The 23,879-nt window shown below is 45.8% G+C and carries 27 protein-coding genes; 1 reads left to right on the top strand and 26 read right to left on the bottom strand.

The genetic code is table 11. The annotated features are described in order from the left end of the window. The 24 genes from AC1MEO_RS17355 to AC1MEO_RS17240 all read right to left on the bottom strand — a co-directional run bounded on the left by AC1MEO_RS17355 (position 1) and on the right by AC1MEO_RS17240 (position 20,948). The gene (locus AC1MEO_RS17355) at positions 1 to 531 is read right to left on the bottom strand and encodes a F0F1 ATP synthase subunit delta (RefSeq protein ID WP_480332809.1); all 531 of its coding nucleotides are present in this window, start codon (positions 529 to 531) and stop codon (positions 1 to 3) included. After that, positions 528 to 1,049, bottom strand: coding sequence for a F0F1 ATP synthase subunit B (atpF, locus tag AC1MEO_RS17350; protein WP_480332807.1), 522 nt, complete (start codon positions 1,047 to 1,049; stop codon positions 528 to 530). The genes AC1MEO_RS17355 and atpF overlap by 4 nt, the downstream gene beginning before the upstream one ends. Before the next feature lie 159 nt (positions 1,050 to 1,208). Continuing rightward, the gene (atpE, locus tag AC1MEO_RS17345) at positions 1,209 to 1,433 is read right to left on the bottom strand and encodes a F0F1 ATP synthase subunit C (RefSeq protein ID WP_006829234.1); all 225 of its coding nucleotides are present in this window, start codon (positions 1,431 to 1,433) and stop codon (positions 1,209 to 1,211) included. Between the two features lie 57 nt (positions 1,434 to 1,490). Continuing rightward, complete coding sequence (atpB, locus tag AC1MEO_RS17340; RefSeq protein ID WP_480332804.1) at positions 1,491 to 2,201, bottom strand: F0F1 ATP synthase subunit A; 711 nt, start codon at positions 2,199 to 2,201, stop codon at positions 1,491 to 1,493. 27 nt (positions 2,202 to 2,228) lie between these two features. Further along, the gene (locus AC1MEO_RS17335) at positions 2,229 to 2,600 is read right to left on the bottom strand and encodes an ATP synthase subunit I (protein WP_480332802.1); all 372 of its coding nucleotides are present in this window, start codon (positions 2,598 to 2,600) and stop codon (positions 2,229 to 2,231) included. 2 nt (positions 2,601 to 2,602) lie between these two features. Continuing rightward, a complete protein-coding gene (locus AC1MEO_RS17330; RefSeq protein WP_480332800.1) occupies positions 2,603 to 2,824 on the bottom strand; it encodes an AtpZ/AtpI family protein in 222 nt (73 codons plus the stop codon). 233 nt (positions 2,825 to 3,057) lie between these two features. Further along, positions 3,058 to 4,179 (bottom strand): non-hydrolyzing UDP-N-acetylglucosamine 2-epimerase, encoded by a 1,122-nt coding sequence (gene wecB, locus AC1MEO_RS17325; RefSeq protein ID WP_480332798.1) that lies wholly within the window; start codon positions 4,177 to 4,179, stop codon positions 3,058 to 3,060. A gap of 19 nt (positions 4,180 to 4,198) precedes the next feature. After that, positions 4,199 to 4,828, bottom strand: coding sequence for a uracil phosphoribosyltransferase (upp, locus tag AC1MEO_RS17320; protein ID WP_480332796.1), 630 nt, complete (start codon positions 4,826 to 4,828; stop codon positions 4,199 to 4,201). Positions 4,829 to 5,124: 296 nt separating this feature from the next. Next, positions 5,125 to 7,299, bottom strand: coding sequence for a putative bifunctional diguanylate cyclase/phosphodiesterase (locus AC1MEO_RS17315; protein ID WP_480332794.1), 2,175 nt, complete (start codon positions 7,297 to 7,299; stop codon positions 5,125 to 5,127). 223 nt (positions 7,300 to 7,522) lie between these two features. Beyond that, a complete protein-coding gene (gene glyA / locus AC1MEO_RS17310) occupies positions 7,523 to 8,758 on the bottom strand; it encodes a serine hydroxymethyltransferase (protein ID WP_480332792.1) in 1,236 nt (411 codons plus the stop codon). Continuing rightward, on the bottom strand, positions 8,745 to 9,329 hold the full coding sequence (locus AC1MEO_RS17305; protein WP_480332790.1) for a TIGR01440 family protein: 585 nt from the start codon (positions 9,327 to 9,329) through the stop codon (positions 8,745 to 8,747). Before AC1MEO_RS17305 ends, glyA begins: the two co-directional genes overlap by 14 nt. Before the next feature lie 12 nt (positions 9,330 to 9,341). Then, complete coding sequence (gene rpiB / locus AC1MEO_RS17300; RefSeq protein WP_480332788.1) at positions 9,342 to 9,779, bottom strand: ribose 5-phosphate isomerase B; 438 nt, start codon at positions 9,777 to 9,779, stop codon at positions 9,342 to 9,344. A 152-nt stretch (positions 9,780 to 9,931) separates the two neighbouring features. Beyond that, on the bottom strand, positions 9,932 to 10,360 hold the full coding sequence (locus AC1MEO_RS17295; RefSeq protein ID WP_480332786.1) for a low molecular weight protein arginine phosphatase: 429 nt from the start codon (positions 10,358 to 10,360) through the stop codon (positions 9,932 to 9,934). A 21-nt stretch (positions 10,361 to 10,381) separates the two neighbouring features. Continuing rightward, on the bottom strand, positions 10,382 to 11,374 hold the full coding sequence (locus AC1MEO_RS17290; RefSeq protein WP_480332784.1) for an L-threonylcarbamoyladenylate synthase: 993 nt from the start codon (positions 11,372 to 11,374) through the stop codon (positions 10,382 to 10,384). Between the two features lie 90 nt (positions 11,375 to 11,464). Next, positions 11,465 to 12,322 (bottom strand): peptide chain release factor N(5)-glutamine methyltransferase, encoded by an 858-nt coding sequence (gene prmC / locus AC1MEO_RS17285; protein ID WP_480332782.1) that lies wholly within the window; start codon positions 12,320 to 12,322, stop codon positions 11,465 to 11,467. After that, entirely contained in the window at positions 12,309 to 13,388 is a 1,080-nt protein-coding gene (gene prfA, locus AC1MEO_RS17280; protein WP_480332780.1) for a peptide chain release factor 1, read from the bottom strand. Before prfA ends, prmC begins: the two co-directional genes overlap by 14 nt. 115 nt (positions 13,389 to 13,503) lie before the next feature. Further along, positions 13,504 to 14,094, bottom strand: coding sequence for a thymidine kinase (locus tag AC1MEO_RS17275; protein ID WP_480332778.1), 591 nt, complete (start codon positions 14,092 to 14,094; stop codon positions 13,504 to 13,506). A gap of 539 nt (positions 14,095 to 14,633) precedes the next feature. Next, positions 14,634 to 14,849: a 50S ribosomal protein L31 gene (gene rpmE / locus AC1MEO_RS17270; protein WP_480332776.1), complete on the bottom strand. Its 216-nt coding sequence runs from the start codon at positions 14,847 to 14,849 to the stop codon at positions 14,634 to 14,636. A gap of 150 nt (positions 14,850 to 14,999) precedes the next feature. Then, positions 15,000 to 16,283, bottom strand: coding sequence for a transcription termination factor Rho (gene rho, locus AC1MEO_RS17265; protein WP_480332774.1), 1,284 nt, complete (start codon positions 16,281 to 16,283; stop codon positions 15,000 to 15,002). Positions 16,284 to 16,415: 132 nt separating this feature from the next. Continuing rightward, the gene (gene glpX / locus AC1MEO_RS17260) at positions 16,416 to 17,381 is read right to left on the bottom strand and encodes a class II fructose-bisphosphatase (protein WP_480332772.1); all 966 of its coding nucleotides are present in this window, start codon (positions 17,379 to 17,381) and stop codon (positions 16,416 to 16,418) included. A gap of 75 nt (positions 17,382 to 17,456) precedes the next feature. Continuing rightward, the gene (locus AC1MEO_RS17255; protein ID WP_480332770.1) at positions 17,457 to 18,755 is read right to left on the bottom strand and encodes a UDP-N-acetylglucosamine 1-carboxyvinyltransferase; all 1,299 of its coding nucleotides are present in this window, start codon (positions 18,753 to 18,755) and stop codon (positions 17,457 to 17,459) included. Between the two features lie 152 nt (positions 18,756 to 18,907). After that, entirely contained in the window at positions 18,908 to 19,570 is a 663-nt protein-coding gene (gene fsa / locus AC1MEO_RS17250; RefSeq protein WP_480332768.1) for a fructose-6-phosphate aldolase, read from the bottom strand. A gap of 78 nt (positions 19,571 to 19,648) precedes the next feature. Further along, entirely contained in the window at positions 19,649 to 20,506 is an 858-nt protein-coding gene (locus AC1MEO_RS17245; protein WP_480332766.1) for a class II fructose-bisphosphate aldolase, read from the bottom strand. A gap of 82 nt (positions 20,507 to 20,588) precedes the next feature. Next, a complete protein-coding gene (locus AC1MEO_RS17240) occupies positions 20,589 to 20,948 on the bottom strand; it encodes a response regulator (RefSeq protein WP_480332764.1) in 360 nt (119 codons plus the stop codon). A 48-nt stretch (positions 20,949 to 20,996) separates the two neighbouring features. Here AC1MEO_RS17240 and AC1MEO_RS17235 point away from each other — a divergent pair, with 48 nt between their 5' ends. After that, positions 20,997 to 21,482: a DUF2529 family protein gene (locus AC1MEO_RS17235; protein ID WP_480332762.1), complete on the top strand. Its 486-nt coding sequence runs from the start codon at positions 20,997 to 20,999 to the stop codon at positions 21,480 to 21,482. Between the two features lie 50 nt (positions 21,483 to 21,532). On the opposite strand, the gene AC1MEO_RS17230 is transcribed toward AC1MEO_RS17235, so the two are convergent. Together AC1MEO_RS17230 and rpoE are read right to left on the bottom strand one after the other, a co-directional pair. Then, on the bottom strand, positions 21,533 to 23,131 hold the full coding sequence (locus AC1MEO_RS17230; protein WP_480332760.1) for a CTP synthase: 1,599 nt from the start codon (positions 23,129 to 23,131) through the stop codon (positions 21,533 to 21,535). A gap of 158 nt (positions 23,132 to 23,289) precedes the next feature. Next, the gene (gene rpoE / locus AC1MEO_RS17225; RefSeq protein WP_480332758.1) at positions 23,290 to 23,862 is read right to left on the bottom strand and encodes a DNA-directed RNA polymerase subunit delta; all 573 of its coding nucleotides are present in this window, start codon (positions 23,860 to 23,862) and stop codon (positions 23,290 to 23,292) included. Positions 23,863 to 23,879 lie beyond the last annotated feature (17 nt).

The raw sequence follows: 23,879 nt of genomic DNA, 5'->3' as shown, positions 1-23,879 counted from the left end.
TTAACCGATTAATTGACGCTGCAGACGTGCTAACTTCGTGCTCACGCTGCTGTCGTAAATGCGGTTTCCGATTTGAAGACGCAATCCGCCGATTAACGATGGATCGATGATGTTTTCAATTCGTAAAGATTGTTTGCCGATTTTTTTAGCAAACACAGAAGAGATGGATGCGTGTTCTTCTTCAGTCAAAGGACGTGTAGAGTAAACTTTTGCATCTTCAATTCCCTGTGCATTGTTGGATAAAGAGACGAACGCGTCAGCCATTGAGCCGACTTCGTTCAGACGTTTGCGTTCTGCCATCAATTGAAGTGTATTCAGAACAAGTTGATTCGCTCCATTGAATACTTCATTGATCAAGTTTGTTCTTTTATCAGCTGAAAGTTTTGGAGAAACGATCAAATTGTAAAGTTCCGGAGTCATTTCGAAGACCTTTTTCACTTCACGCAGATCCTGTTCTACATCCAATGACGATTCATGCTTTTGAGCGACTTGGAACAATGCTAAAGCGTAGCGTTCTGCAACTTGACTCACTGAACTTCGCCTGCCTTCGCAATCGTTTCGTTAATCAACTGGCGGTTGTCTTCCTCAGAGATTTCTTTTTCAAGCACTTTCGTAGCAGCAAGCAATGACAATGCCACAACTTCTTCACGAACAGCTGAAATAGCTTTATCTCTTTCGTTGGCAATTTCTTGAACCGCAGCATCTTTCATGCGACCAGACTCAGCACGCGCTGTCGTGATGATTTCCTCACGCGAAACGTCGCCTTGCTTTTTAGCATTTTCAATGATTTCTTGTGCTTGCGTGCGCGCATCTTTAAGAAGGCTGCGCTGCTCGTCAAGCATTTTCTGTGATTCCAGACGGCTGTTTTCAGCAGTTTCGATTTCACTCTTAATCAAATCTTCACGCTGCTGCATTATGCCCATCAAAGGACCCCATGCGAATTTCTTCAAAAGCATCATTAGCAAAATGAAGATAACAAGTGTAGCGAGAATGTCTCCAATATTTAAAAACTCCCCGGTTGCACCGAGTACGAGGTGATCAAAAAACACGATTGTTTCACTCCCTTCAAGAGCCTAAAATGCAATTCTTTCTATAGTAAGATCTTTTATAGTCGTAAGATGAATTTTCAAAAAAATGGGTTCATACAAGTTTAAATGGCGAAAACCATATCGAAGCATCCCCACCATTTAACTTTTTGTATAAAAATACTATTGGTTCATAACGATGAACGCGATAACTACAGCGATGATCGGCAATGCTTCAACCAATGCAACACCGATGAACATTGTTGTTTGTAGAACGCCACGTGCTTCTGGCTGGCGAGCGATGCCTTCAACTGTTTTTGAAACGATAAGACCGTTACCGATACCCGCGCCTAGTGCTGCTAAACCTACTGCGATTGCTGCTGCTAATAAACCTAATGAACCTGTCATTGTAATGTGTCCTCCTCAGGATAGTTGTTTTTTTTTTGCTCTATGAGCAGTTTATACTCAATGGTCGTCGGCAACTTTATGCGATAAATAAACCATTGTCAACATAACGAAAATAAACGCTTGGATTGTCCCGATAAAGATCGAGAACCCTTGCCATAGCATCATTGGAAGGATGCCGGCTGCAAATCCAAATATACTTGCTGATGCGAGGCCTGCCAACAAAGTCAACAAGATTTCCCCCGCATAGATGTTACCGTAAAGACGCAGACCGAGTGTCAGCGTATTTGCGAATTCTTCAATGACTTTCAAAGGGAATAAGAATTTCATCGGCTTGATATAGCCTCCGGCATATCCTTTAACCCCTTTCAGCTTGATGCCATAATAATGGCTCAAGATGAGCACCATTGCGGCCAATGTCATCGCTACCGTTGGATCCGCTGTTGGTGATTTCCACCAAAGGTCTCCGTTGACAACTATTGCAAATGGAAGCCCCAACATATTCGAAACAAAAATGAACATAATCAGAGTGATTCCAAGAACATGGAATCGGCCACCATCTTTCCAATCCATATTGCTGTTGATTATCCCTTTCACGAAATCCATGATCCATTCCATGAAGTTCTGCATGCCCGTCGGTTTAAGCTGCAGTTTCCGTGTAGAGATAAAAGCAATTAGGAAGACGATAAGAGCGGCTACAAGTAGCATCATAACGTTCGATAGGTTGAACCAGATCCCGAACACCTCGAGCATAGGAGCGCCATGTTCCACGATAGTTTCACCTCTCTTTCCACATTCTTAATGGTATTTCACGTGATAAACAATCCGCTCTGTCAATAACAGAGCATAAGGGATCATCAACCCAATTACCGTACTGACCAAGTGAATGTGCTCTGCGAATAAAATGGCAATCGCCACAGCTGCAACACCTGATGCAAACCGTAATGCCGTTCCAATAGAACGAACTTTCGAGCCTTCAGCCACCGCACGGTCGAATTTCTCCATCCGTCGAACCAGGATCCACATGTTGTAAATGCCGAACAAAGTTCCGATTATGAGACCCGCGAACACTTCTTGATAAGGGGTAAACCCCCAACCAATAACGCAGAACGCTAAGATGAAAAGGATCATCTTTTTCAGTCTAGTATATATCTCCCTTAGTCCATCCATTTTTACTTGTCTCCTGATTCGAATTTGCGGACGGTCTGAAGCATTGCCCACACACCGGCAGTGATGCCTATGAATAGGCAGATGATCATGAAAAACGGTGCGGTTCCGATCCTTTCATCGAGCCACATGCCTGTGAACACACCGATGAGGACGGACCCGACAAGTTGTGAGAGGATGGCGCTGTAAAGTGCCATCGCTTGCAAGGGACTTTTTGTTGGGCGCATGACAACCCCCTCGAACTTCGTTGATTTGACATTAAACCCTATAAAAGAGCAGTCGCATCAGGCTTCTAAGACCACGTAATCTATGTAAGAAAACCTTCTCATGCATACCCTTTGTTAGCATACAATAGGGGTAAAATCATGTCAATTGCTAGAAGTGAAAAACTTCACAAGCGATTCTCCTCTGACATATTGTCGACAAACTTTACCGAAAAATGTGATAATGGCCGTTTTTTTTATTGCAGCTTTGCAAAATAAGCATGCAGCGCTTCAACAATTCTAGCCGACGCTTTGCCGTCTCCGTAAGGATTGGATGCCTGAGACATTGCTTTATAAGCTTTTTCGTCTGTCAGCAATTCTTTGGCCATCCCGTAAATCGTCTCTTCATTTGTTCCGGCAAGCTTCAACGTGCCCGCCGAGATCCCTTCAGGGCGCTCAGTCGTATCCCGCAAAACCAATACCGGCTTGCCAAGTGAAGGCGCTTCTTCTTGAATTCCGCCCGAATCGGTCAGAATAAAGAATGAACGAGCCGCAAAGTTATGGAAGTCCAGAACTTCGAGCGGTTCAATCAAATGGATACGTGAATCACGGCCCAATACTTCATCCGCCACTTCACGAACGGCTGGATTCATATGTACCGGATAAACCACTTGAATATCATCATGCTCGCTAATCAGGCGTTTGATGGCACGGAACATATTGCGCATCGGCTGGCCCAGGTTTTCACGGCGATGTGCCGTCAAAAGAATCATGCGGTCCGTGCCGATCTTGTCCAAAATCGGATGCGTGTAAGTTTCGCGCACGGTCGTTTGAAGCGCATCGATGGCCGTGTTGCCTGTGATGTAGATGGTTTCTGCCTTCTTGTTTTCATCCAGCAGGTTCTGAGCGGATTTTTCAGTTGGTGAAAAATGAATATCCGCCATGACGCCCGTCAGCTGACGGTTCATTTCTTCAGGATACGGCGAATATTTATTGTGCGTACGCAAGCCCGCTTCAACATGTCCAATGGCGATCTGGTTGTAGAAAGCGGCAAGGCTGGCAGCGAAAGTTGTTGTTGTATCACCATGCACCAATACGATGTCCGGTTTTGCTTCTTTCATGACTTCATCAAGCCCCTGCATTGCACGCATCGTGACGTCGGTCAAAGTCTGACGGTCCTTCATGATGTTCAGATCGAAGTCAGGCGTGATTTTGAATGTCTCCAGCACCTGGTCCAACATTTCCCTATGCTGCGCCGTCACCGTCACCAATGGTTCGATGGTGTCGGGATGTTTTTGAAGTTCCAGAACCAGCGGCGCCATTTTGATGGCTTCAGGCCGCGTACCAAATATCGTCATTACTTTCCATTTTTTCGTCAAGCTGATAGACCTCGCTCTCTTATTTTGTTCCGAATAAACGGTCTCCAGCATCTCCAAGACCTGGAACGATATATCCTTTTTCATTCAATTTCTCATCAAGTGACGCAATGTAGATATCCACATCGGGATGCGCTTGTTGAAGTGCTTCTACGCCTTCAGGAGCTGCGATGATGCACATGAAACGAATTTTCGTGGCTCCACGTTTTTTCATGGAGTTGACAGCTTCGATGGCTGATCCGCCTGTAGCAAGCATTGGATCAACAACGATAAAGTCGCGCTCTGCAACATCGGAAGGTAATTTCAAATAGTACTCAACCGGCTGTAATGTAACCGGGTCGCGGTATAAACCGATGTGTCCGACTTTAGCAGCTGGAATCAATTTCAGGATTCCATCGACCATGCCGATGCCTGCACGCAAAATCGGCACAACGCCCAATTTTTTCCCTGCAAGGACTTTCGATTTCGCCAGCTGAACCGGCGTCTCTACTTCAATTTCTTCCAATGGCAAGTCGCGTGTGATTTCGAATGCCATCAACGTGGCGATTTCATCTACCAATTCCCGGAACTCTTTCGTGCCTGTAGACTTATCACGGATGTACGTAAGTTTATGCTGAATCAGTGGATGATCAAAAACGTATACTTTTCCCACGGCCTATCTCTCCTTTTCAAACATTATCTTAAATAGTATAACAGAAAATCATTGGCTCAAGTTGCCAGATCCCGCTTTACCATTATTCAGTTATTTTCACCTATGGTTTATTTTCCAAAGAAAAAACCGGGAAATAATTCCCCGGTTTTTTCTTGAAGTGTGTTAAATCATTTTCTATACGTTCCAGTTGGAGCTGAGTAATTTGGAATTATAGCTTCCAGCAGTTGCCATTGCACAACACGGCCGTCTTCCAACAACCAGGCCAAAATGCAGTTCTTCAGCCTGAATTGCACACTCTATAATAAGAACGCTTCGTTGAGTGGCATAGGTTTGTAGAATAGATACCCCTGCCCTACTTTACAGCCAAGGGTCAGCAATGTCTGGCGATCCTTTTCCGTTTCTATGCCTTCGGCAACTGCACGCATGTTCAGATTTTCCGCAAGCTGGATGATGGTCCGGATGATGGCCAATGTGCCCGGTTCGCTCATATTCGAAATAAACGAACGGTCGATTTTCAGTTCCTCAACCGGCAGCTTCTGCAGATAGCTGAGCGATGAGTAACCGGTCCCGAAATCATCAATTGATGTTGTAAAGCCGCAATGTTTTAGGTGCTTGAATACTTTATTGGCCGTATCGATATCGACAAAGCCGATACGTTCTGTAATTTCCAATTGAATCCATTGCGGATCGATGCCAAACTCAGCAGTTATGTCCATCAAATACGGAACAAAAGAATGATGGAAAAAATGGTCTGCAGATATATTGATGGCCACTTGCCGAAGTTTCAAGTCCTGCTCGACTCTTTTTTTGAGCCAACCCAGCACATCCCTCAGAATATTTTGCTCCAACAATCGAATCTTGCCGTTTTTTTCAGCGGCCGGAATAAAGACATCCGGAGGGATCGTGCCAAGATCCGGTGAAGTCCACCGGGCCAGCGCTTCAAAGCTTAAGATCTCACCGGTTGCCAAATCAACTTTCGGCTGCAGATGGGCGCCGACTTCATTGCGCCGGAGGGCCGCCGTCAATTCATTGGCCACACGCAGATCCTTCATCATGAACTCATCATATTCACTTTCAAAATAACAGATGGCTTCGCCTGTACGGAGCTTAGCCTGCGACAGCGCACTGTCTGCACAACGGATCAATTCTTCCGTATCTTTTTGGTGGGGCGTTGCGATGGCGACACCCATTTTCAAAGTCAGGAACAACTCCATGTCTCCGACAGTAATGGGTTCAACCAACCCCAGCAGGAGCTGATCCAGGTATTCTGGAATTCTGGTGAAAGGCGTCCTGCTGTACATGGCTAATGTGGAGTCTGAAAACCTTGCAATCAAAGTATCAGAGGAACTTTGCGCCTGCGTTAAGCGTTTGCCGATTTCGCGCATAATCGTGTCGCCTGCGCGATGGCCGTACTGGTCAACTACTTTGATATATTCATCAGTGGAAAGGAAGGCGATAAATCCTTCTTTTCCTTCTATCATCATTTCAGCAATTTCATTTCTGAAATAATTGCGGTTGGGCAGATCCGTATTCCCATCCGTATAAGCAAGGCGCAGGATCTCTTCCTGCTGCCGGGAATATTTAATCGCCAGTGAAGCAATCGACGTGATTTCTTCCATGAATTCCAAATCTTTTTCATGTGGAGGCAATGACTTGGGAAAGTAAATGCCGAATGTGCCGACCGGCGTACCTTCCACATTGAAAATGGGAATTGACCAGCTTGATACCAGCTCGTATTCTTCCACCAAATGCTGGTGATTCCGCCATAAGTGATCCGTTCTCATGTCTTCGACAATCACCGGTTGCTGCCTATGGTATGCCGCACCGCAGGTTCCGATATCCGGCTCTACCCTGACGCCATCAATAGCATCCTGAAAACCTTTTGGCATCGAATTCGCTGCACCAATTTGATAACGTTCTAAATCATCAATCAACAATACCGTACACTTTGCACCGTCAATGAAGAACGATTCGGCAGTATGGCAGATGTTCTGCAGCAGCATGCTGAGCATATAGCCATTTTCGATTCCCCTGTAAGTCTCTTTTTGGAGTTTTATCAAGGCTTCGGCCCGTTTACGGTCGGTGATATCGTGTTGAAGCATCAAGGTGAAGTTGAAATTCTTCTCTGGAAATACCAGCGGTTGCACAGTGATTTCATTCCAGAAAGGCGTGCCGTTTTTTCGATAATTGACGATTTCAATTATGCGGCTTTCTTCGGCATCCACGCAGATACGGATTTCTTCACTTGCTTCTTCGGCCGTTTTTTCACCATGCAAGAAACGTCCATTCCGTCCCAAGGTTTCCTTTTCGCTGTAGCCAATCATTTTGTAGAAGGCTTCATTGGCGTAAACGACAGGCTGATCTTCCATTTCCGAATTGACAACCAAAAACGATGTGTGGAACTCTACACCCAGACGGCGCAGCCACTCCATGATTACCTTTTTATCTCTCTTAAGTTCATGCCTGTGCATACGACGCGTCCCTCCTGGTGATTATTCTATGTATATATATTGAAGCTTATGTACTCTTCGTATTTTTCTAAGAGTCCCTAAAGCAATTCCTGATAAACAATCGCTCTAAAGCGGCCTCTATAGCTTTTCCCTCTTTACCAGTTTGGGAAACGTTAGGATTCAGTTCAATTTTTTAAGGGAAAAATACAGCTGCCAAGCAGTGTTACCTGGCAGCTGTATGGATTTATTTATATAGCGGATGCGCAGCAGTCAATTTGGCTGTACGTTCTGCAGCATCTTTTTTCACTGATTCGTCTTCCGGATTTTTCAGAAGCATTGCCATAATAGAAGCAATTTCTTTCATGTCTGCTTCTTTAAAACCACGGGATGTGACGGCAGCAGTTCCAAGGCGGACGCCGGAAGTGACAAATGGGCTTTCCGGGTCGAAAGGAATGGTATTTTTGTTCGTTGTAATACCGACTTCATCCAGTACATGTTCTGCGACTTTGCCTGTCAGGTTCAACGAGCGAAGATCGAGCAACAGCAAGTGATTGTCTGTGCCGCCTGAGACGATATTGACACCTTCAGCGATCAAGCTTTCAGCAAGTGCATGGGCGTTTTTCACGACTTGTTCAATATAGGTTTTGAATTCCGGCTGCAACGCTTCACCGAATGCAACAGCTTTCGCTGCGATTACGTGCATAAGCGGTCCGCCTTGAATTCCTGGGAAAATGGTTTTATCGATTTTTTTAGCAAATTCCGCATTGCAGAGAATCAACCCGCCGCGTGGTCCGCGGAGTGTTTTATGCGTAGTCGATGTGACAAAATGGGCGTGTGGGACAGGGTTAGGGTGAGCTCCAGTGGCGACCAGACCGGCGATATGCGCCATGTCGACCATCAGGTATGCTCCGACTTCATCAGCGATTTCACGGAATTTAGCGAAATCCAATTGGCGTGAATAAGCACTTGCTCCAGCAACGATCATTTTCGGCTTGTGTTCCAAGGCTGCCTGGCGAACTGCTTCATAATCGACCAATTGTTCTTCTTCTGTAACGCCGTACTCAACAAAATTGTACTGCATGCCGCTGAAATTCACTTTACTGCCATGCGTCAAATGCCCGCCATGGTTAAGGTTCATTCCAAGAACTGTGTCGCCTTTTTCCAAAACTGCTGTATAGACAGCCATATTGGCCTGTGATCCGGAATGTGGTTGAACGTTCGCGTGATCCCCGCCAAAAATTTCCTTCAGGCGGTCGCGCGCGATGTTCTCAACGACGTCCACAAATTCGCAGCCTCCGTAATAGCGTTTGCCCGGATAGCCTTCCGCGTATTTGTTGGTCAATACCGATCCTTGTGCATCCATAACTGCTTGTGAGACAAAGTTTTCAGAAGCGATCAATTCAATATTCGCTTCCTGTCTTCCTTTTTCTGCATTCATCGCTTCATATACTGCTGGGTCTTGCGCCTTAATCAATTCCATCCGTATATCCCTCCCGTGATTGAACAAGCTCACGTTTGTAGCTCGCACGTTCACCGCCGATCAGTTTCGGCCGTGTAGTTGCAGCTGCCACAATCGCTTCACCTACTAGTTTAACAGAAGTTCGCAGAGGAACGGCAACTCTTTTCAAATGCATGCCGATCATCGTCTGCCCGATATCAATGCCTGCATGAGCCTGAATCTCTTCCACCACCACGGGATCGGCCATATTGCTGAATGCATAGGCACTCATCGAACCGCCCGCTTTTGCGACTGGAATAACAGAGACAGGTTCCCAACCATATTTACTGGCTGCCTGCCGCTCTACCGTCAATGCACGGTTGATATGCTCGCAGCCTTGAAATGCCAGAAACAAGTGATGGCGCGCTGCGAATTTCGCTAAAGGTTCAAAGAGACTTTCTGCAATATCCAATCCGCCGCCTGTTCCAATCCGTTTTCCTGCCACTTCCGATGTTGAACAGCCGACTACAAACACTTGGCCTTTCCTGAACTCGATCTGCTGTTCTAATTCACTTAAAACTTCTTCAAGTTGCAATTGCCATAAAGTTTGCATGCCGACTCCTCCTTATTTTTCGAGGTCTGTGATTTTTTGGATGCGTTTGCCGTGTCTGCCGCCTTCAAATTCTTCAGTCAGCCAGGTTTGAGCGATTTCACGTGCAAGCCCAGGGCCAATGACACGCTCGCCCATAGCCAAAATATTAGAATCGTTATGTCCTCTGGTCGCTTTTGCACTGAACACATCATGAACAAGTGCACAACGGATGCCTTTGACTTTGTTCGCAGAAATGGACATGCCGATTCCTGTGCCGCAAATCAGGATCCCGCGATCAAATTCTCCGCTCGCCACAAGATCCGCCACCGGCTTTGCATAATCAGGATAATCTACTGAATCATCTGTATGCGGTCCAAAATCCTTATATTCGATACCAAGTTCGTTCATTAGGTTAACGATTTCTTTGCGCAGGTTATTGCCGCCGTGATCTGATGAAATTGCCACTCTCATGATATACCCTCTTTTCTTGAAATCAAATTTATCGTGCAGGAAAAGCGTCGATGTCGAATTATGCCGAATTTTGTTCACGCTTTTATTCAATTCTAACATTTTTACGCAAAAAAGACAGACAAACCCTCGATAGGTTGGCCTGTCTTTTTGAATCATGTCACTTTTTTGATTAATTTGTTAATCAAAAGCTGGAGTTCCTGAAATGTCTGCTCATAAAGCGCCAGTGGCCCACCATATGGATCACTGATATCTTCTGTCGAACCGTCTGTAAATTCCTTCAGCGTATACAGCTTTGTCGCCGCTTCAGGATACGCCTGCAAAATGACCATTTTATGTGAATGGGTCATCGTTAAGATCAGTTCGGCCCATTCCATATCTTCGATGTCGAGCGGCTTTGACATATGCGCAAAAGAAATTTGCTGTTGGTCCAGTATTGTTTGGGCATTAGCAGAGAGAGGCGCGGCTCCGGCATGGATACCGGCAGAACGCGCTTCGATTTCCGGCAGATTTCTGGCTGACAAAATCGCTTCAGCCATCGGGCTGCGACATGTATTGCCTGTACAGACAAAAAGAATTCTCATCCCGCATCTCCTTTCAGCAATTCAGCTGAACCATTTATGGTCCGCCGCTTTTTCGAGTCTGTTCATCATTGCGTCATTGTTCTGCATACCGGGTTCAACTGAAGCCAAAATCAGGTCGGCATCTGTCGAATCACATTTCCGCAAACTGGCATAAAGGCTTTCCATCGACAACGGAAAGTTGAAATCAGCCGTCGGGTATTCGGTTTTGCTGATAACAGCTACACTCTTTCCTTTTTCATGAACGTAATCAATTGCTTTTTCAATCAAACCCTCTTCGTTTTCTATCAAATACAAAGGGGCAGTTGGCGCATAATGCATATATTTCATTCCCGGTGATTTCGGAACGTTATTTTTGTTGCCCGAAGATGTTCGGACCATCCCAATCACACTTTCTATTTGCTCTTTCGACACTTTTCCTGGACGCAAGATGACCGGCGGTTCACTGGTCATATCCAGAACGGTGGATTCAATGCCTATTTCCGTTGCTCCACCGTCCAGGATCAACGGAATTTTGCCATCCATGTCATGATAAACATGCTCGGCTAAAGTCGGACTTGGCTTGCCGCTGGTATTGGCACTTGGAGCAGCCAAAGGCAATTGCAGCTTGCGCAATAAACTCAAGGCAACCGGATGATTCGGCACACGGATGCCGACCGTTTGAAGATCTGCAGTTACATTTTTTGCGAATGCTCCTGGTTGTGCCTGCAGAATCAACGTTAAAGCACCTGGCCAAAAAGCATCCATGCATTGCAGCGCTTTTGGAGTAACTTCCTGCACATAACCTAGCGCCGCTTCTTTCGAATCGACATGAACAATCAAGGGATTATCTGCTGGCCGGCCTTTTGCTTCAAAAATTCTGCTGACGGCTTCCGAATTGGTGGCATCCGCCCCCAGGCCATAAACCGTTTCAGTCGGAAAAGCGACAACTCCACCCGCAAGCAGAATTTCCACAGCCTGTGCATAACTTTTTTCTTCATCCACATTGTTATCCACAAAAATAATTTCCGTTTTCACATGAACAACTCCTATTTTTAAGGGTTTCCCACCTTCTTATCCACAACTCGTGGATAAGTTCTACTGGTTTATGCGTAATCTGTGCATAACCTACTTTAGTATTGCAAAAACCATTCGGTCGTTTTTGTTGATATCTTTTTTACTATAGACTAAAGCATCCGGAAAAGCGTCTTTCAGTAATTGTTGGACTGCTTGTCCCTGTTGATAACCTATTTCAAAACCGATGATGCCTGGTTTATTGAGCAACGCTGGAAGCTGCCTCGCCATTTTTTGATAAAGAGCTAAGCCTTCTTTGTCGGCAAACAAGGCTTGATGCGGTTCAAAATCGCGGACACTGTCCGACAAGCCAGGGGCTTCAGCATAAGCGATATAGGGAGGATTAGATAAAACAACGTCCCATTTTTCATTTTTGATTGGTTCGGCCAAATCGCCTAGACGAAAGTCGATTTGCGCATTCAAGCGTTCGGCATTTTTTGCTGCCATATCCAATGCCGACTGCGAAATGTCAGTCGCCACAACCTGCGCATCAGGCAATTCGCATTTCAGCGTGATGGCGATAATGCCGCTGCCTGTACCAATATCAGCGATTGCCAGGTCTTTTTTCGATAGATGACGATCAATCAGTCCAAGCGTTTCTTCTATTAACTCTTCTGTTTCCGGCCGTGGAATCAACACATCCGGATTCACCAGAAAGTTTCTTCCATAGAATTCTTCACTGCCGGTCAAATGCTGGACTGGAATTCCTTTGGCATGCTGCTCGATTTTCGCCCAAAACCTTTCAAATTGCTGTTCACTGATTGTATCGCGCATCGAGGCGATCAAACCGGAATACGAAAGGCCCATTTCATGCTGCAGAAGAATGCGTGCAGCTCCTTCTTCCCGGCCGTTCTCCGTTAAATAAGAAGAAGCCCTCTTGAGGGCCTCATACACATACTTAAGATTGGTCATTGTTCAAGCTTTCCATGCGTGCAGATTGTTCTTCAACAATCAGGGCATCGATGATTTCATCCATTTTCCCCTGCAAAATCTGATCCAATTTCTGAATCGTTAAACCGATTCGGTGATCTGTTACACGGTTTTGAGGGAAGTTATATGTCCGGATCCGTTCAGAACGGTCGCCCGTTCCAACTGCGGATTTGCGGACTGCGTCATATTCAGCCTGAGCTTCCTGTTGGAATTTCTCGTAGACGCGTGCACGCAGGACTTTCATTGCACTGGCTTTGTTTTTGATCTGCGATTTTTCATCCTGGCACGTTACCACTGTATTCGTCGGAAGGTGCGTCAATCGGACAGCTGACATTGTCGTGTTGACGGATTGTCCACCAGCGCCCGAAGATGCATAGGTGTCTGTCCGGATATCGTTTTCATGAATATCAATTTCCACTTCTTCAACTTCCGGCAAACACGCAACCGTTGCTGTCGAGGTATGAATCCGGCCGCCCGATTCCGTTTCTGGAACCCGTTGTACACGGTGTGCACCATTTTCATACTTCAATTTCGAATAAGCGCCTTTTCCTGTAATCATAAAGACGATTTCCTTGAATCCGCCAAGGCCGGTCGGGTTTGAATCCATGACTTGGACTTTCCAACCATTGGCTTCCGCAAAACGCGTGTACATGCGGTAAAGATCCCCGGCAAACAGCGCGGCTTCATCTCCGCCGGCAGCGCCACGGATTTCCATGATTACGTTTTTGTCATCATTTGGATCTTTCGGAATCAACAGCTTGTGAAGGCGTTCTTCAACAACTTCAATCTGCCCTTCCAGTTCATTAACTTCTTCTTTGACCATTTCGCGCATGTCGGCATCCATCTTATCATCGAACATCGCTTTCGCTTCTGCCAATTGAGCTGTCAGATCCTTGTATTCACGGTATGTTTCGACCGTGTCCTGGAGGTCGGATTGTTCTTTTGAATAGTCGCGCAGTTTATTGGTATCCTTGACGATATCCGGGTCGCTCAGTAATTCATTTAAACGGTCATATCTATCTTCCACTGATTGCAATCGATCAAACATAGGTGTCACCTCGAGTTCTATTTTTTTATTATTGTAGATTTTATATTCCGCAAACCAGCTACGCTATTGGACCTGTAGCGATTTCTTCAAAACCATCTAAATATCTATAATCTATTCACTTAACAGTAACACCCGCCGGCACTTCGTGGTGATGGCGGCAGCGCGGTTCGTAGGCTTCTGATGCACCTACCAGGATTGTCGGATCATCCGACCCGGCAGGCTTTCCGTCGATGAGGCGCTGCGTCCGGCTTGCGGGGGAACCGCAAACTGTGCAGACTGCTTGAAGTTTCGTCACTTGCTCAGCGATTGCCAATAATGCCGGCATCGGGCCGAACGGGCGCCCTCTGAAATCCTGGTCCAGCCCTGCAACAATGACACGGAAACCGTGATTTGCAAGCTTCTGGACATTTTCGATAATGTCTTCATCAAAAAATTGGGCTTCATCTATGGCAATGACATCAAATTCATCGGTAATGTACTCCCACATTTCGGTTGAGCGGGAAATTGGCAGGGCAATCACAGTCGCACCGTTATGCGTAACAACCTCTTCTTTGCTGTAACGGTCATCGATTTTCGGTTTAAAGACAGCTATTTTTTGTTTGGCGAATTGGGAACGGCGGACACGGCGGATCAGTTCTTCTGATTTTCCGGAAAACATGCTGCCGCAGATCAATTCAACCCATCCTGTTTGTTTCATGACATACATAGGTGAGACCCCTTTCAAACACTTTGTTGTTTTTTTCATGTACTACTATCAATAGAAAGATAGAGCCCTTTCTATTATATAAATTGAACTCGACTAACTGTAGTAGCCGATATTCCGCAAAACAGCTCCGAAGACATTAGCCGTAGCTTGCGAGGACAATGTCTTTGCGACGTAGTGCGCAGCACGAAGGAGCACGGTTTTTAAAGCTACGCTATCGATAGGGATATAGCATAGCTGTTTTGCTCCATATCTCTAGAGATTTCTTTAACGCCGGCGCGGCACAGGAGCAGGCGAATGCCGAGCGGAGCAATAAGACGAGCGGTCTTCTCGGCTTATTGCGGGAGCCTTGTCCAAAGCGCCCAAGTGGCTTATTTATGATGATTCTTTAGTTCAACTTATATAGGCGAAGTTTTTCTTTATCATACCAAAAATCATGCTATTGCTTGCTGTTTTTTGAAATATGTAAGGTGTTTTTTGGGATAGAAGGCGAAAAAAAAATACCCGCCAGGCGTTTTCGCGCTAGGCAGGTATAATTTTATTTACTCGTTGATTTCTTCTTTTAAGCCGTATTTCTTGTTGAAACGATCTACGCGGCCATCTGCTGATGCAAATTTCTGACGTCCAGTGTAGAATGGATGACATTCATTGCAAAGCTCAACGCTGATGTTTTCTTTTACAGAACCAGTTGTGAAAGAGTTCCCACATGAGCAAGTTACTGTAGCTTGTTTGTAATCTGGATGAATACCTGTTTTCATTGTAATTTTCTCCTCTCGCCCTGAACCATCTGGAACAGAGTTTAATCTATTTTACTATTGCCTTACACGGTTCTTCAGACCGTATATGCAATAGCTTTGCTTTGATTCACTCTCATAATCATAACAAATTCCCGCACCATTTGCAAGCAATTAAATCATCTTCTTATTGCTTCGATGGGTCTTCATTTCCGTAGCCAATTGCTCAAAGAATTCTTCATTGGTATCCGTTTGGCTCAGTTTCTTCAGGAAACGTTCGCCGAAATCATGTGAATCCGAGAAAGTTTTCCGGATAGACCAAAGCTTTTCAAGTTGCTTCGGTTCAATCAGCAATTCTTCTTTGCGTGTTCCGGAACGGCGAATATCAAGTGCCGGGAAAATCCGGCGTTCAGCCAACGAGCGGTCAAGATGCAATTCCATATTGCCCGTTCCTTTAAATTCCTCGTAAATGACTTCATCCATACGTGACCCGGTTTCCACTAAAGCAGTAGCTAAAATAGTCAAACTGCCGCCTTCTTCGATATTGCGGGCAGCTCCGAAAAAGCGTTTCGGCCGGTGGAAGGCAGCGGGATCGATTCCTCCCGATAGTGTACGGCCACTTGGCGGAATCACCAAATTATATGCTCGCGCCAGGCGGGTGATGGAATCCATCAAAATGACAACATCACGTTTGTGTTCAACAAGGCGCATTGCGCGTTCAAGAACAAGTTCCGCAACTTTGACATGATTTTCAGGAACTTCATCGAAAGTTGAAGACACGACATCGGCATCCACTGAACGCTCGATATCCGTCACTTCCTCAGGGCGTTCATCAATCAGCAGGACGATCAATTCCGCTTCTGGATGATTGGTCGTAATTGAATTGGCGATTTCCTTCAGCAGCATGGTTTTCCCTGCTTTAGGCGGTGCCACAATCAAACCGCGTTGGCCAAAGCCGACGGGTGCGACCAAGTCCATAATGCGTGTGGACAAATGAGCCGGCGTTGTTTCCAAACGGATGTGGCGGTCTGGATAAAGCGGCGTAAGCCCTGGGAAATGGACACGTTCTTTTGCCACTTCCGGATCTTCTCCGTTTACCGCTTCTACTTGAAGCAAACCGAAATAACGTTCGTTTTCTTTTGGCGGACGCACTTTCCCGGAAACCTTATCGCCATTTCTTAAGTCAAAACGGCGGATTTGGGAAGCGGAGATGTAGATGTCCTGTGAACTTGGTGAATAATTGATCGGCCGCAGGAAACCAAAGCCTTCTGATTGGATGATCTCCAAAACGCCTTCCATAAAGAAGAAGCCTTCCTGTTCTGCACGCGTTTTCAAAATCGCGAAAATCAGTTCTTTTTTAGTCAGTTTGCTGTAGTTGTTCAGTTTGTATTCTTTTGCTAAATTATAAAGCTCTTTTAACGTCATATTCTCCAATGCGGAGATTGTTATCGTTGCCATTTATCGCACACCACTCTTATTCGTATTATTTTTGGTTTGTAGATAGGATTTGAGGATCAGCAGTGAATGATTGAGAAGATCTAAAGAAGAAGTCCGGCAAATTGCCGGACTCATTTTTATGAAGTAGGATCGTTAATCGTTCATTACAAGATTCGGCTTTTTCTGCAGGCTGTGACGCCCTTCGATAAAGCGGATGGTTCCGGATTTCGCACGCATGACCAATGTATGGCTTTCGGCGAAACCACCTTTTAGCTGGACGCCTTTTAATAGTTCGCCGTCTGTGACGCCTGTTGCCGCAAAAATGGCATCATCGCCTTTGACGAGGTCATCCATCATCAGGACTTTACTTACGTCAAGGCCCATATCGATGCAGCGCTGCGCTTCTTCTTCGTTCTGTGGAACCAGTTTCCCTTGGATCTCACCGCCGAGGCATTTTAATCCGACTGCAGCGATGACGCCTTCGGGTGCTCCGCCAGTTCCAAATAGAATGTCGACACCGGTTTGATCGAATGCTGTATTGATTGCACCGGCAACATCGCCGTCATCAATCAATTTGATGCGGGCTCCCGCTGCACGGACCTGGTCAATGATGTCCTGGTGGCGAGGACGGTTCATAATGGTGGCCACGACGTCTTCGATGTTCTTGTTCTTAGCTTTCGCCACTGCACGAAGATTGTCGATGACTGGTGCGTTAATATCGATTTTGCCTACTGATTCCGGCCCAACCGCAATTTTTTCCATGTACATATCAGGTGCATTCAGAAGGTTGCCGCGATCTGCGATTGCCAGAACGGCCAAAGCATTCCAACCACCAGCAGCGACAATATTTGTTCCTTCTAGAGGATCTACTGCAACGTCCACTTCCGGACCGTTGCCCGTTCCCAGTTCTTCACCGATATACAGCATAGGCGCTTCATCCATCTCACCTTCGCCGATGACCACTACACCACGCATTGGAATGGTATCAAATACCGTTCTCATTGCAGTGGTCGCTGCATCATCCGCTTCAATCTTCATGCCGCGGCCCATCCATTTTGAAGCAGCAATTGCTGCCGCTTCAGTGATACGCACTAATTCCATCGAAAGACTTCGTTCCATATTATAAGTTCCTCCAGTTCAGCTATAGCTCTATGTCTTTATTATTGTAGCATATATTTTTACGCTAAAAGAGAGTCAGTTTGCATCTTGGATAAGGTCAGACTTCATGCTTGTCACCGGGTCGATTGTCTCTCTCCGGATATCTGCACCAAGGCCTTGAAGCTTTTCGATGATCGACGAATAGCCACGTTCGATATGATAAATTTCACGAATTTCCGTTTCGCCTTCTGCCAGCAGTCCGGCAATCACCAGTGCAGCTCCTGCGCGCAGATCGGATGCTACAACGGTTGCAGAAGTCAACGGAGTCGGACCTGTAATAATTGCCGCTCTTCCTTCCACACGTCCACTTGCATTCATCCGGCGAAGTTCGTCAATATGCTTGAAGCGCGCAGAATAGATGGTATCCGTAATCATAGAAGATCCTTGTGCCTGGGTCATCAGCACGGAAAATGGCTGCTGAAGGTCTGTCGCAAATCCTGGATAAACCAAAGTTTTCACATCGATTGCATTCAAATTTTCAGACTTAGGAATATAAATCGATTCTTCGCCTTCCTGCACGTCGACGCCCATTTCACGCAATTTGGCAGTCAATGCTTCCATATGGAAAGGAATCACGTTGTCGATCGTTACACCATCTCCTACTGCTGCAGCCATAATCATGAAGGTTCCTGCTTCGATGCGGTCGGGGATGATTGTGTGATTGGTGCCGTGCAATTCTTCCACGCCATCAATTCGGATGACATTTGTTCCGGCTCCTTTGATTTTCGCACCCATATTAGTCAATAGGGTTGCTACATCAATGATTTCCGGTTCTTTTGCTGCGTTTTCAATGGTCGTCTGCCCTTTGGCCATAACAGCTGCCAACATAATGTTGATGGTTGCGCCGACACTGACAACGTCCAGGTAAATTTTAGCTCCGCGAAGTTCATCGGCACGCAAATAGATGGCGCCGTGTTCGTTCGTCACTTTGGCGCCCAATGCTTCAAAGCCTTTGATATGCTGATCGATTGGACGGGGCCCTAAGAAACAGCCTCCTGGAAGACCGATTGCCGCATGTTTAAAGCGGCCAAGCATCGCGCCCATCATATAATAGGAAGCACGAAGCTTTTTCACATTGCCATTCGGCAAAGGCATATCAATCATTTTCGTCGGATCGATATTCATCGTTCCGTCTTCAAATGTAACTTCCCCGCCGATTTCTTCCAAGATATTCTTCAGTGTCCATGCGTCGGAAATTCCAGGCAATCCTTCGATCGTTACTGGCGAGTTCGCCAAAATCGATGCAGGAATCAATGCTACTGCACTATTTTTAGCGCCATTGACTTTAATTGTCCCGGAAAGGCGGTTGCCGCCTCTTATTTTATAAACATCCATTAAATTTCTCCTTTTTCCACTTTCCAGATAGCTCGATTGGCCTGAAAAGTTCCAATGGTTCGGCTTTTGAGCTCGTTGCCGATCACAATTTTAATCTATCCGCTTTTCAAAAGGGGATAGATCCACCGCTCTAAATTCTTCTTTATTCCGCTTTATTTTACGCCGTCTTCCACTGAACGTTTTTCCCAGTCAGCAAGGAATGCTTCGATTCCCTGATCTGTCAGCGGATGTTTGAACATCTGATGCATAACTTTAATTGGCATAGTGGCAATATGTGCACCATTCAATGCAGCTTCTGTAACGTGCTGCGGATGACGGATTGAAGCAGCGATGATTTCTGAAGGGATGTCATGGATGGCAAAAATCTCTGCAATTGTTGCAATCAAGTCCATTCCGTTATGTCCGATATCGTCAAGGCGTCCAAGGAACGGTGAAACGTATGCCGCTCCTGCGCGTGCCGCAAGCAATGCCTGGTTAGCACTGAAAATCAACGTGACATTTACTTTTTTGCCTTCTGAAGCAAGAACCGCACAAGCTTTCAAACCGTCTGGAGTCATCGGCAATTTCACCGTGATGTTCGGAGCCAGATCAGCCAGTTCGCGGCCTTCTTTAATCATGCCTTCTGCATCAAGGGCGATGACTTCCCCACTGATTGAACCGTCAACAAGTGCTGCGATTTCTTTCAGGCGGTCATGGAATGAAACATTTTTCTCTTTTGCAACTAATGATGGATTGGTTGTAACACCCGAAAGGATGCCCCAAGCATGTGCTTCTTTAATTTCGTCAAAGTTTGCTGTATCGATGAAAAATTTCATAGTTTTTTCCTCCAGTATGACGGGAAAAAGAGAAGGAGCCTTTCGGACACTTCTCTCCCATCTTTTTTTATCTATTTATTAAGCTTTTCCTGAACTTCCAAACTCACGCATTTTGCCGGTTACCGTTTTTTTGATTGCGTCGCGGCCTGGTCCCAAATATTTGCGGGGATCAAAGACATCCGGATCGCTGTTCAATACATCGCGGACTGCTTGAGCCGATGTAATCTGGCTTTCTGTATTGACATTGATTTTCGATGTACCTAGAGAAACGGAGCGCTGAATATCTTTTGTCGGAATTCCCGTTCCACCATGCAATACTAGCGGCACATCACAAAGTTGAGAAATTTCTTCCATTTCTTTAAATCCTAGATTTGGTTCGCCTTTATAAGGTCCGTGGACTGAACCAAGTGCTGGTGCCAGGCAATCGATTCCTGTTTCCTCGACCAGTGTCTTGCATTCCTGAGGGTCAGCATAAATAACGCCATCTGCGATGATGTCATCTTCCTGTCCGCCGACAGTTCCTAATTCCGCTTCTACGGATACATTATGCTTACGTGCATATTCCACAACTTGTTTCGTGATTTCAATGTTTTCTTCAAATGGATGATGGGATGCATCGATCATAACTGAAGTAAACCCAGCATCAATCGCTTCTTTACATTTTTCAAAGCTTGAACCGTGATCTAAATGAATCGCCACGGGAACGGTAATTTTATAATCATGCATCAATCCTTTAACAATATTAACAACTGTCGTGAATCCACCCATGTAACGGGCTGCGCCTTCAGAAACTCCACAAATCACTGGAGAATTCTCTTCTTGTGCGGCTTGCAGGATCGCCTGTGCGAACTCCAGGTTGTTTATATTGAATTGACCGATTGCATAGCCTTCTTGTTTTCCTTTTATCATCATTTCTTTCATTGAAACCAATGGCATTTAGAATTCCTCCTCGTTAATCTTTAAAGCGAATATCCTTTATACTATATCAAAAACCCAGTACTTACGCTACTCTCCGGTGTTACTCTTCCAACAACTGCTTTACTGCATCGCGCACTTCGAAGACATCAAACGGCTTAGTGAAATAACGCGCCGCTCCCCAATTCATGGATTCCTTAATGAGGTCAAGTTCACCATAAGCCGTCATCATGATGACATGAACGTCTGAATTGCTCCTCTTTAAGCGCTTCAAAATTTCAATGCCATCCATTCCCGGAATTTTCATGTCCAACAGCACCAGGTCCGGACAAACTTCCTGCACTTTTTCAAGCGCTTCTTTTCCGCTGCCTGCTGTAATCGCTTGGTAGCCTTCTTTGCTGAATACTTCTTTCAACAACAACCGGATTCCTGGCTGATCATCTACAATTAAAATGGTTTTCAAGAAGAGCCACTCCTTTATCTGCTATACTTTTTTCACGAGGTGATTTTTATGGATCCATTAACTGCACAATTAACCCATTTGTTTGAACGCTTGTCCCAGCAGCAACCTGCTATCGGCAGCATTGCCGGCGTTTTGGCTCAGGCTGCCATTGCGGAAGGCACGATCTTCATCGCGGCATTCGGCGAAATGAAAACTGTCGCCGCCGCTGCCCTTCTCAGTGAAGAGCCTTTGATTGCTGCAGCGGAATGGTCGCCCGCAAGCATCGTCACCAGCACTGACCGCGTCTGGATCTTATCACCAAATAGAGAAGGCGATGAACTTGCCGGCAGGCTATCGGATGCCGGCATTCCGTTCGCCTTTGTCGGGCCACATTCAACTGACAGTGAATCGGCCGCTGCCATCCTGCTCTTGAACGACCAGGAAGGCGCCCTGTTACATGACGATGGCCCGCCTATGTTAGTTCCATACGCCATGGCCGCTCTCTATATTTACTACGCCGTCAAACTTCAAATCGACGAACTGCTGGCCGAATAGTTGTATGCATAAAAGCCTTCCCTTTTTTCAAAGGGAAGGCTTTTTGCCATTTATTTATTGGCAATGGATGCTTTTACAAATTCACGGAACAATGGCTGCGGACGGTTCGGACGTGAAATGAACTCTGGGTGGAATTGGCAGGCCACGAACCATGGGTGGTCAGCGACTTCAATAATTTCCACTAGGCGGCCATCCGGGCTAGTGCCTGTAAATTTAAATCCGGCATTCTCAAAAGCTTCACGGTATTCATTGTTGAACTCGTAACGGTGGCGGTGTCTTTCATAGACCAATTCTTCGCCGTAAGCTTCGTACGCTTTCGAACCTTTTTCAAGTTTCGCTGGGTACAAACCAAGGCGAAGTGTTCCGCCCAAGTCTTCGATGTCTTTTTGTTCAGGCAATAGATCAATTACCGGGAAAGGTGTTTTAGCGTTCAATTCAGAAGAATGCGCGCCCTCCAGGTTCATGATGCTGCGGGCAAATTCGACAGATGCCAATTGCATACCCAAACAAATACCGAAGAATGGCACATTGTTTTCACGGGCGAATTGAGTAGCTGCAATTTTCCCTTCAACTCCACGGTCGCCAAAGCCACCTGGAACCAGAATGCCGTCGCAGTCCTTCAATTTTTCTGCAACATTGTCTGCGTTGACGTGTTCAGCGTTGATCCAATCCACTTCGATTTCAGAATCGAATGCGAAACCGGCATGTTTCAAAGCTTCCACTACAGAAATATAAGCATCCTGCAATTCCACATATTTTCCGACAAGGCCGATGCGTACGCTGTTTTTAAGCGACTTTACTTTATCGACAAGTGTATTCCATTCCGTCATGTTCGCTTCAGGCGCTTCGATTCCGAAATGATCCAGGACGATTTGGTCCATATGCTGCTCTTGAAGGCGAAGCGGCATTTCGTAGATTACGTCAACATCACGTGATTCGATGACTTCTTCGGGCTTAATATCGCAGAACAGCGCAATTTTATCCTTCATGTCCTGTGGCACTGGGTGTTCTGTGCGCACGACGATCAGGTTCGGCTGAATGCCGAGGCTGCGAAGTTCTTTCACACTATGCTGTGTCGGTTTTGTTTTCATTTCCTTCGCTGCTCCAAGATATGGAATCAAGGTACAGTGGACGTACATGACTTCGTCGCGCCCAAGATCAGAACGCATCTGGCGGATCGCTTCGAGGAATGGCAATGATTCGATATCGCCGACGGTTCCGCCAATTTCTGTGATGACTACGTCCGCTTTCGCTGTTTTGGCAGCACGCAAAAGACGGTCTTTGATTTCATTCGTGATATGCGGAATAACTTGAACTGTTCCGCCCAAATAATCGCCGCGGCGTTCTTTTTGGATAACGGTCGAGTAGACTTTCCCTGTTGTTACGTTTGAGTATTTGTTTAAGTTGATGTCGATAAAACGTTCGTAATGGCCAAGATCCAAATCCGTTTCTGCGCCATCATCTGTCACGAAAACTTCTCCGTGCTGATATGGGCTCATGGTTCCAGGGTCGATATTGATGTACGGATCGAACTTTTGAATCGTTACATTCAACCCTCTGTTTTTCAATAAACGCCCTAATGATGCGGCTACAATTCCTTTACCGAGTGATGATACAACGCCACCGGTTACAAATATATACTTCGTCATGCCTGCTTCCTCCTCGAATGGTAAAAATAAAAAGCGCTCCACCTGCTGCATATGCAGGGGGAGCGCGTAAACTGTACGAATCATCTCTCCTATTTTAAGGAGCCCAGTAAAATCTTATCCAGTCCAGCTCCATAAGTCAAGATGAAAAAATGTTCAGATTACTTCAAGTCATCTTCTTCATCATCGTCATCGTCGTCGTCTTCTTCTTCATCAATGATGTTGCCGTCAAGATCTTCAACCAAAACGTCAACGTCCTCTTCATCGTCATCGTCCGCATCGAAATCAAGCACTTCCACTTCAACAGGTGATTTGACTACTTCGTCATCGTCGTCATCCTCGTCGTCTTCACCGAAGTCCTCAAACTCCAATTCGTCCTCCAACGACAATTCGTCCAGATCGTCAAAGCCTTCATCGTCAGCCACTTTGGCTTTTTTCTTGCGTGCTTTAACAGTTGGAGCAGATTCTTCTTCAATTTGTTCAACCGGATACCATTCGCGCAGGCCCCAGCGATTTTCGCCTAAAATCAAAAAGCGTCCATCAATATTCAGGTCTGTGTAGAATTGAACAAGACGATCTTTCATATCTTCTCTAGACAAGTTCAGTAATTTTTCGATTTCTGCAATTAATTCTGCATAGGTTTTTGTTTCGCGCGTTTCTTCCAACATAGCATATGTCAAGTCAACGAATGACTCTTCTATTAGTTCTTCTTTAGATAATTCACGAATTTTCATTCCGTGCACGTCCCTTC

The organism is Planococcus sp. BI3, from assembly GCF_056680115.1.
Note: the sequence above shows the minus strand (reverse complement) of the source record. Positions and strands in the feature narration are given on the sequence as shown.

Coding starts and splice junctions, on each gene's coding strand:
- fsa (WP_480332768.1), bottom strand. CDS start 19,570: ATGAAATTTTTCATCGATACAGCAAACTTTGACGAAATTAAAGAAGCA.
- glyA (WP_480332792.1), bottom strand. CDS start 8,758: ATGGAATTGATTAAGGCGCAAGACCCAGCAGTATATGAAGCGATGAAT.
- atpE (WP_006829234.1), bottom strand. CDS start 1,433: ATGACAGGTTCATTAGGTTTATTAGCAGCAGCAATCGCAGTAGGTTTA.
- AC1MEO_RS17235 (WP_480332762.1), top strand. CDS start 20,997: ATGGATCCATTAACTGCACAATTAACCCATTTGTTTGAACGCTTGTCC.
- glpX (WP_480332772.1), bottom strand. CDS start 17,381: ATGGAACGAAGTCTTTCGATGGAATTAGTGCGTATCACTGAAGCGGCA.
- AC1MEO_RS17245 (WP_480332766.1), bottom strand. CDS start 20,506: ATGCCATTGGTTTCAATGAAAGAAATGATGATAAAAGGAAAACAAGAA.
- AC1MEO_RS17315 (WP_480332794.1), bottom strand. CDS start 7,299: ATGCACAGGCATGAACTTAAGAGAGATAAAAAGGTAATCATGGAGTGG.
- prfA (WP_480332780.1), bottom strand. CDS start 13,388: ATGTTTGATCGATTGCAATCAGTGGAAGATAGATATGACCGTTTAAAT.
- AC1MEO_RS17230 (WP_480332760.1), bottom strand. CDS start 23,131: ATGACGAAGTATATATTTGTAACCGGTGGCGTTGTATCATCACTCGGT.
- rho (WP_480332774.1), bottom strand. CDS start 16,283: ATGGCAACGATAACAATCTCCGCATTGGAGAATATGACGTTAAAAGAG.
- rpoE (WP_480332758.1), bottom strand. CDS start 23,862: ATGAAAATTCGTGAATTATCTAAAGAAGAACTAATAGAAGAGTCATTC.
- rpmE (WP_480332776.1), bottom strand. CDS start 14,849: ATGAAAACAGGTATTCATCCAGATTACAAACAAGCTACAGTAACTTGC.
- AC1MEO_RS17275 (WP_480332778.1), bottom strand. CDS start 14,094: ATGTATGTCATGAAACAAACAGGATGGGTTGAATTGATCTGCGGCAGC.
- AC1MEO_RS17295 (WP_480332786.1), bottom strand. CDS start 10,360: ATGAGAATTCTTTTTGTCTGTACAGGCAATACATGTCGCAGCCCGATG.
- prmC (WP_480332782.1), bottom strand. CDS start 12,322: ATGACCAATCTTAAGTATGTGTATGAGGCCCTCAAGAGGGCTTCTTCT.
- AC1MEO_RS17305 (WP_480332790.1), bottom strand. CDS start 9,329: ATGCAAACTTTATGGCAATTGCAACTTGAAGAAGTTTTAAGTGAATTA.
- AC1MEO_RS17330 (WP_480332800.1), bottom strand. CDS start 2,824: ATGCGCCCAACAAAAAGTCCCTTGCAAGCGATGGCACTTTACAGCGCC.
- rpiB (WP_480332788.1), bottom strand. CDS start 9,779: ATGAGAGTGGCAATTTCATCAGATCACGGCGGCAATAACCTGCGCAAA.
- AC1MEO_RS17335 (WP_480332802.1), bottom strand. CDS start 2,600: ATGGATGGACTAAGGGAGATATATACTAGACTGAAAAAGATGATCCTT.
- AC1MEO_RS17255 (WP_480332770.1), bottom strand. CDS start 18,755: ATGGATGTTTATAAAATAAGAGGCGGCAACCGCCTTTCCGGGACAATT.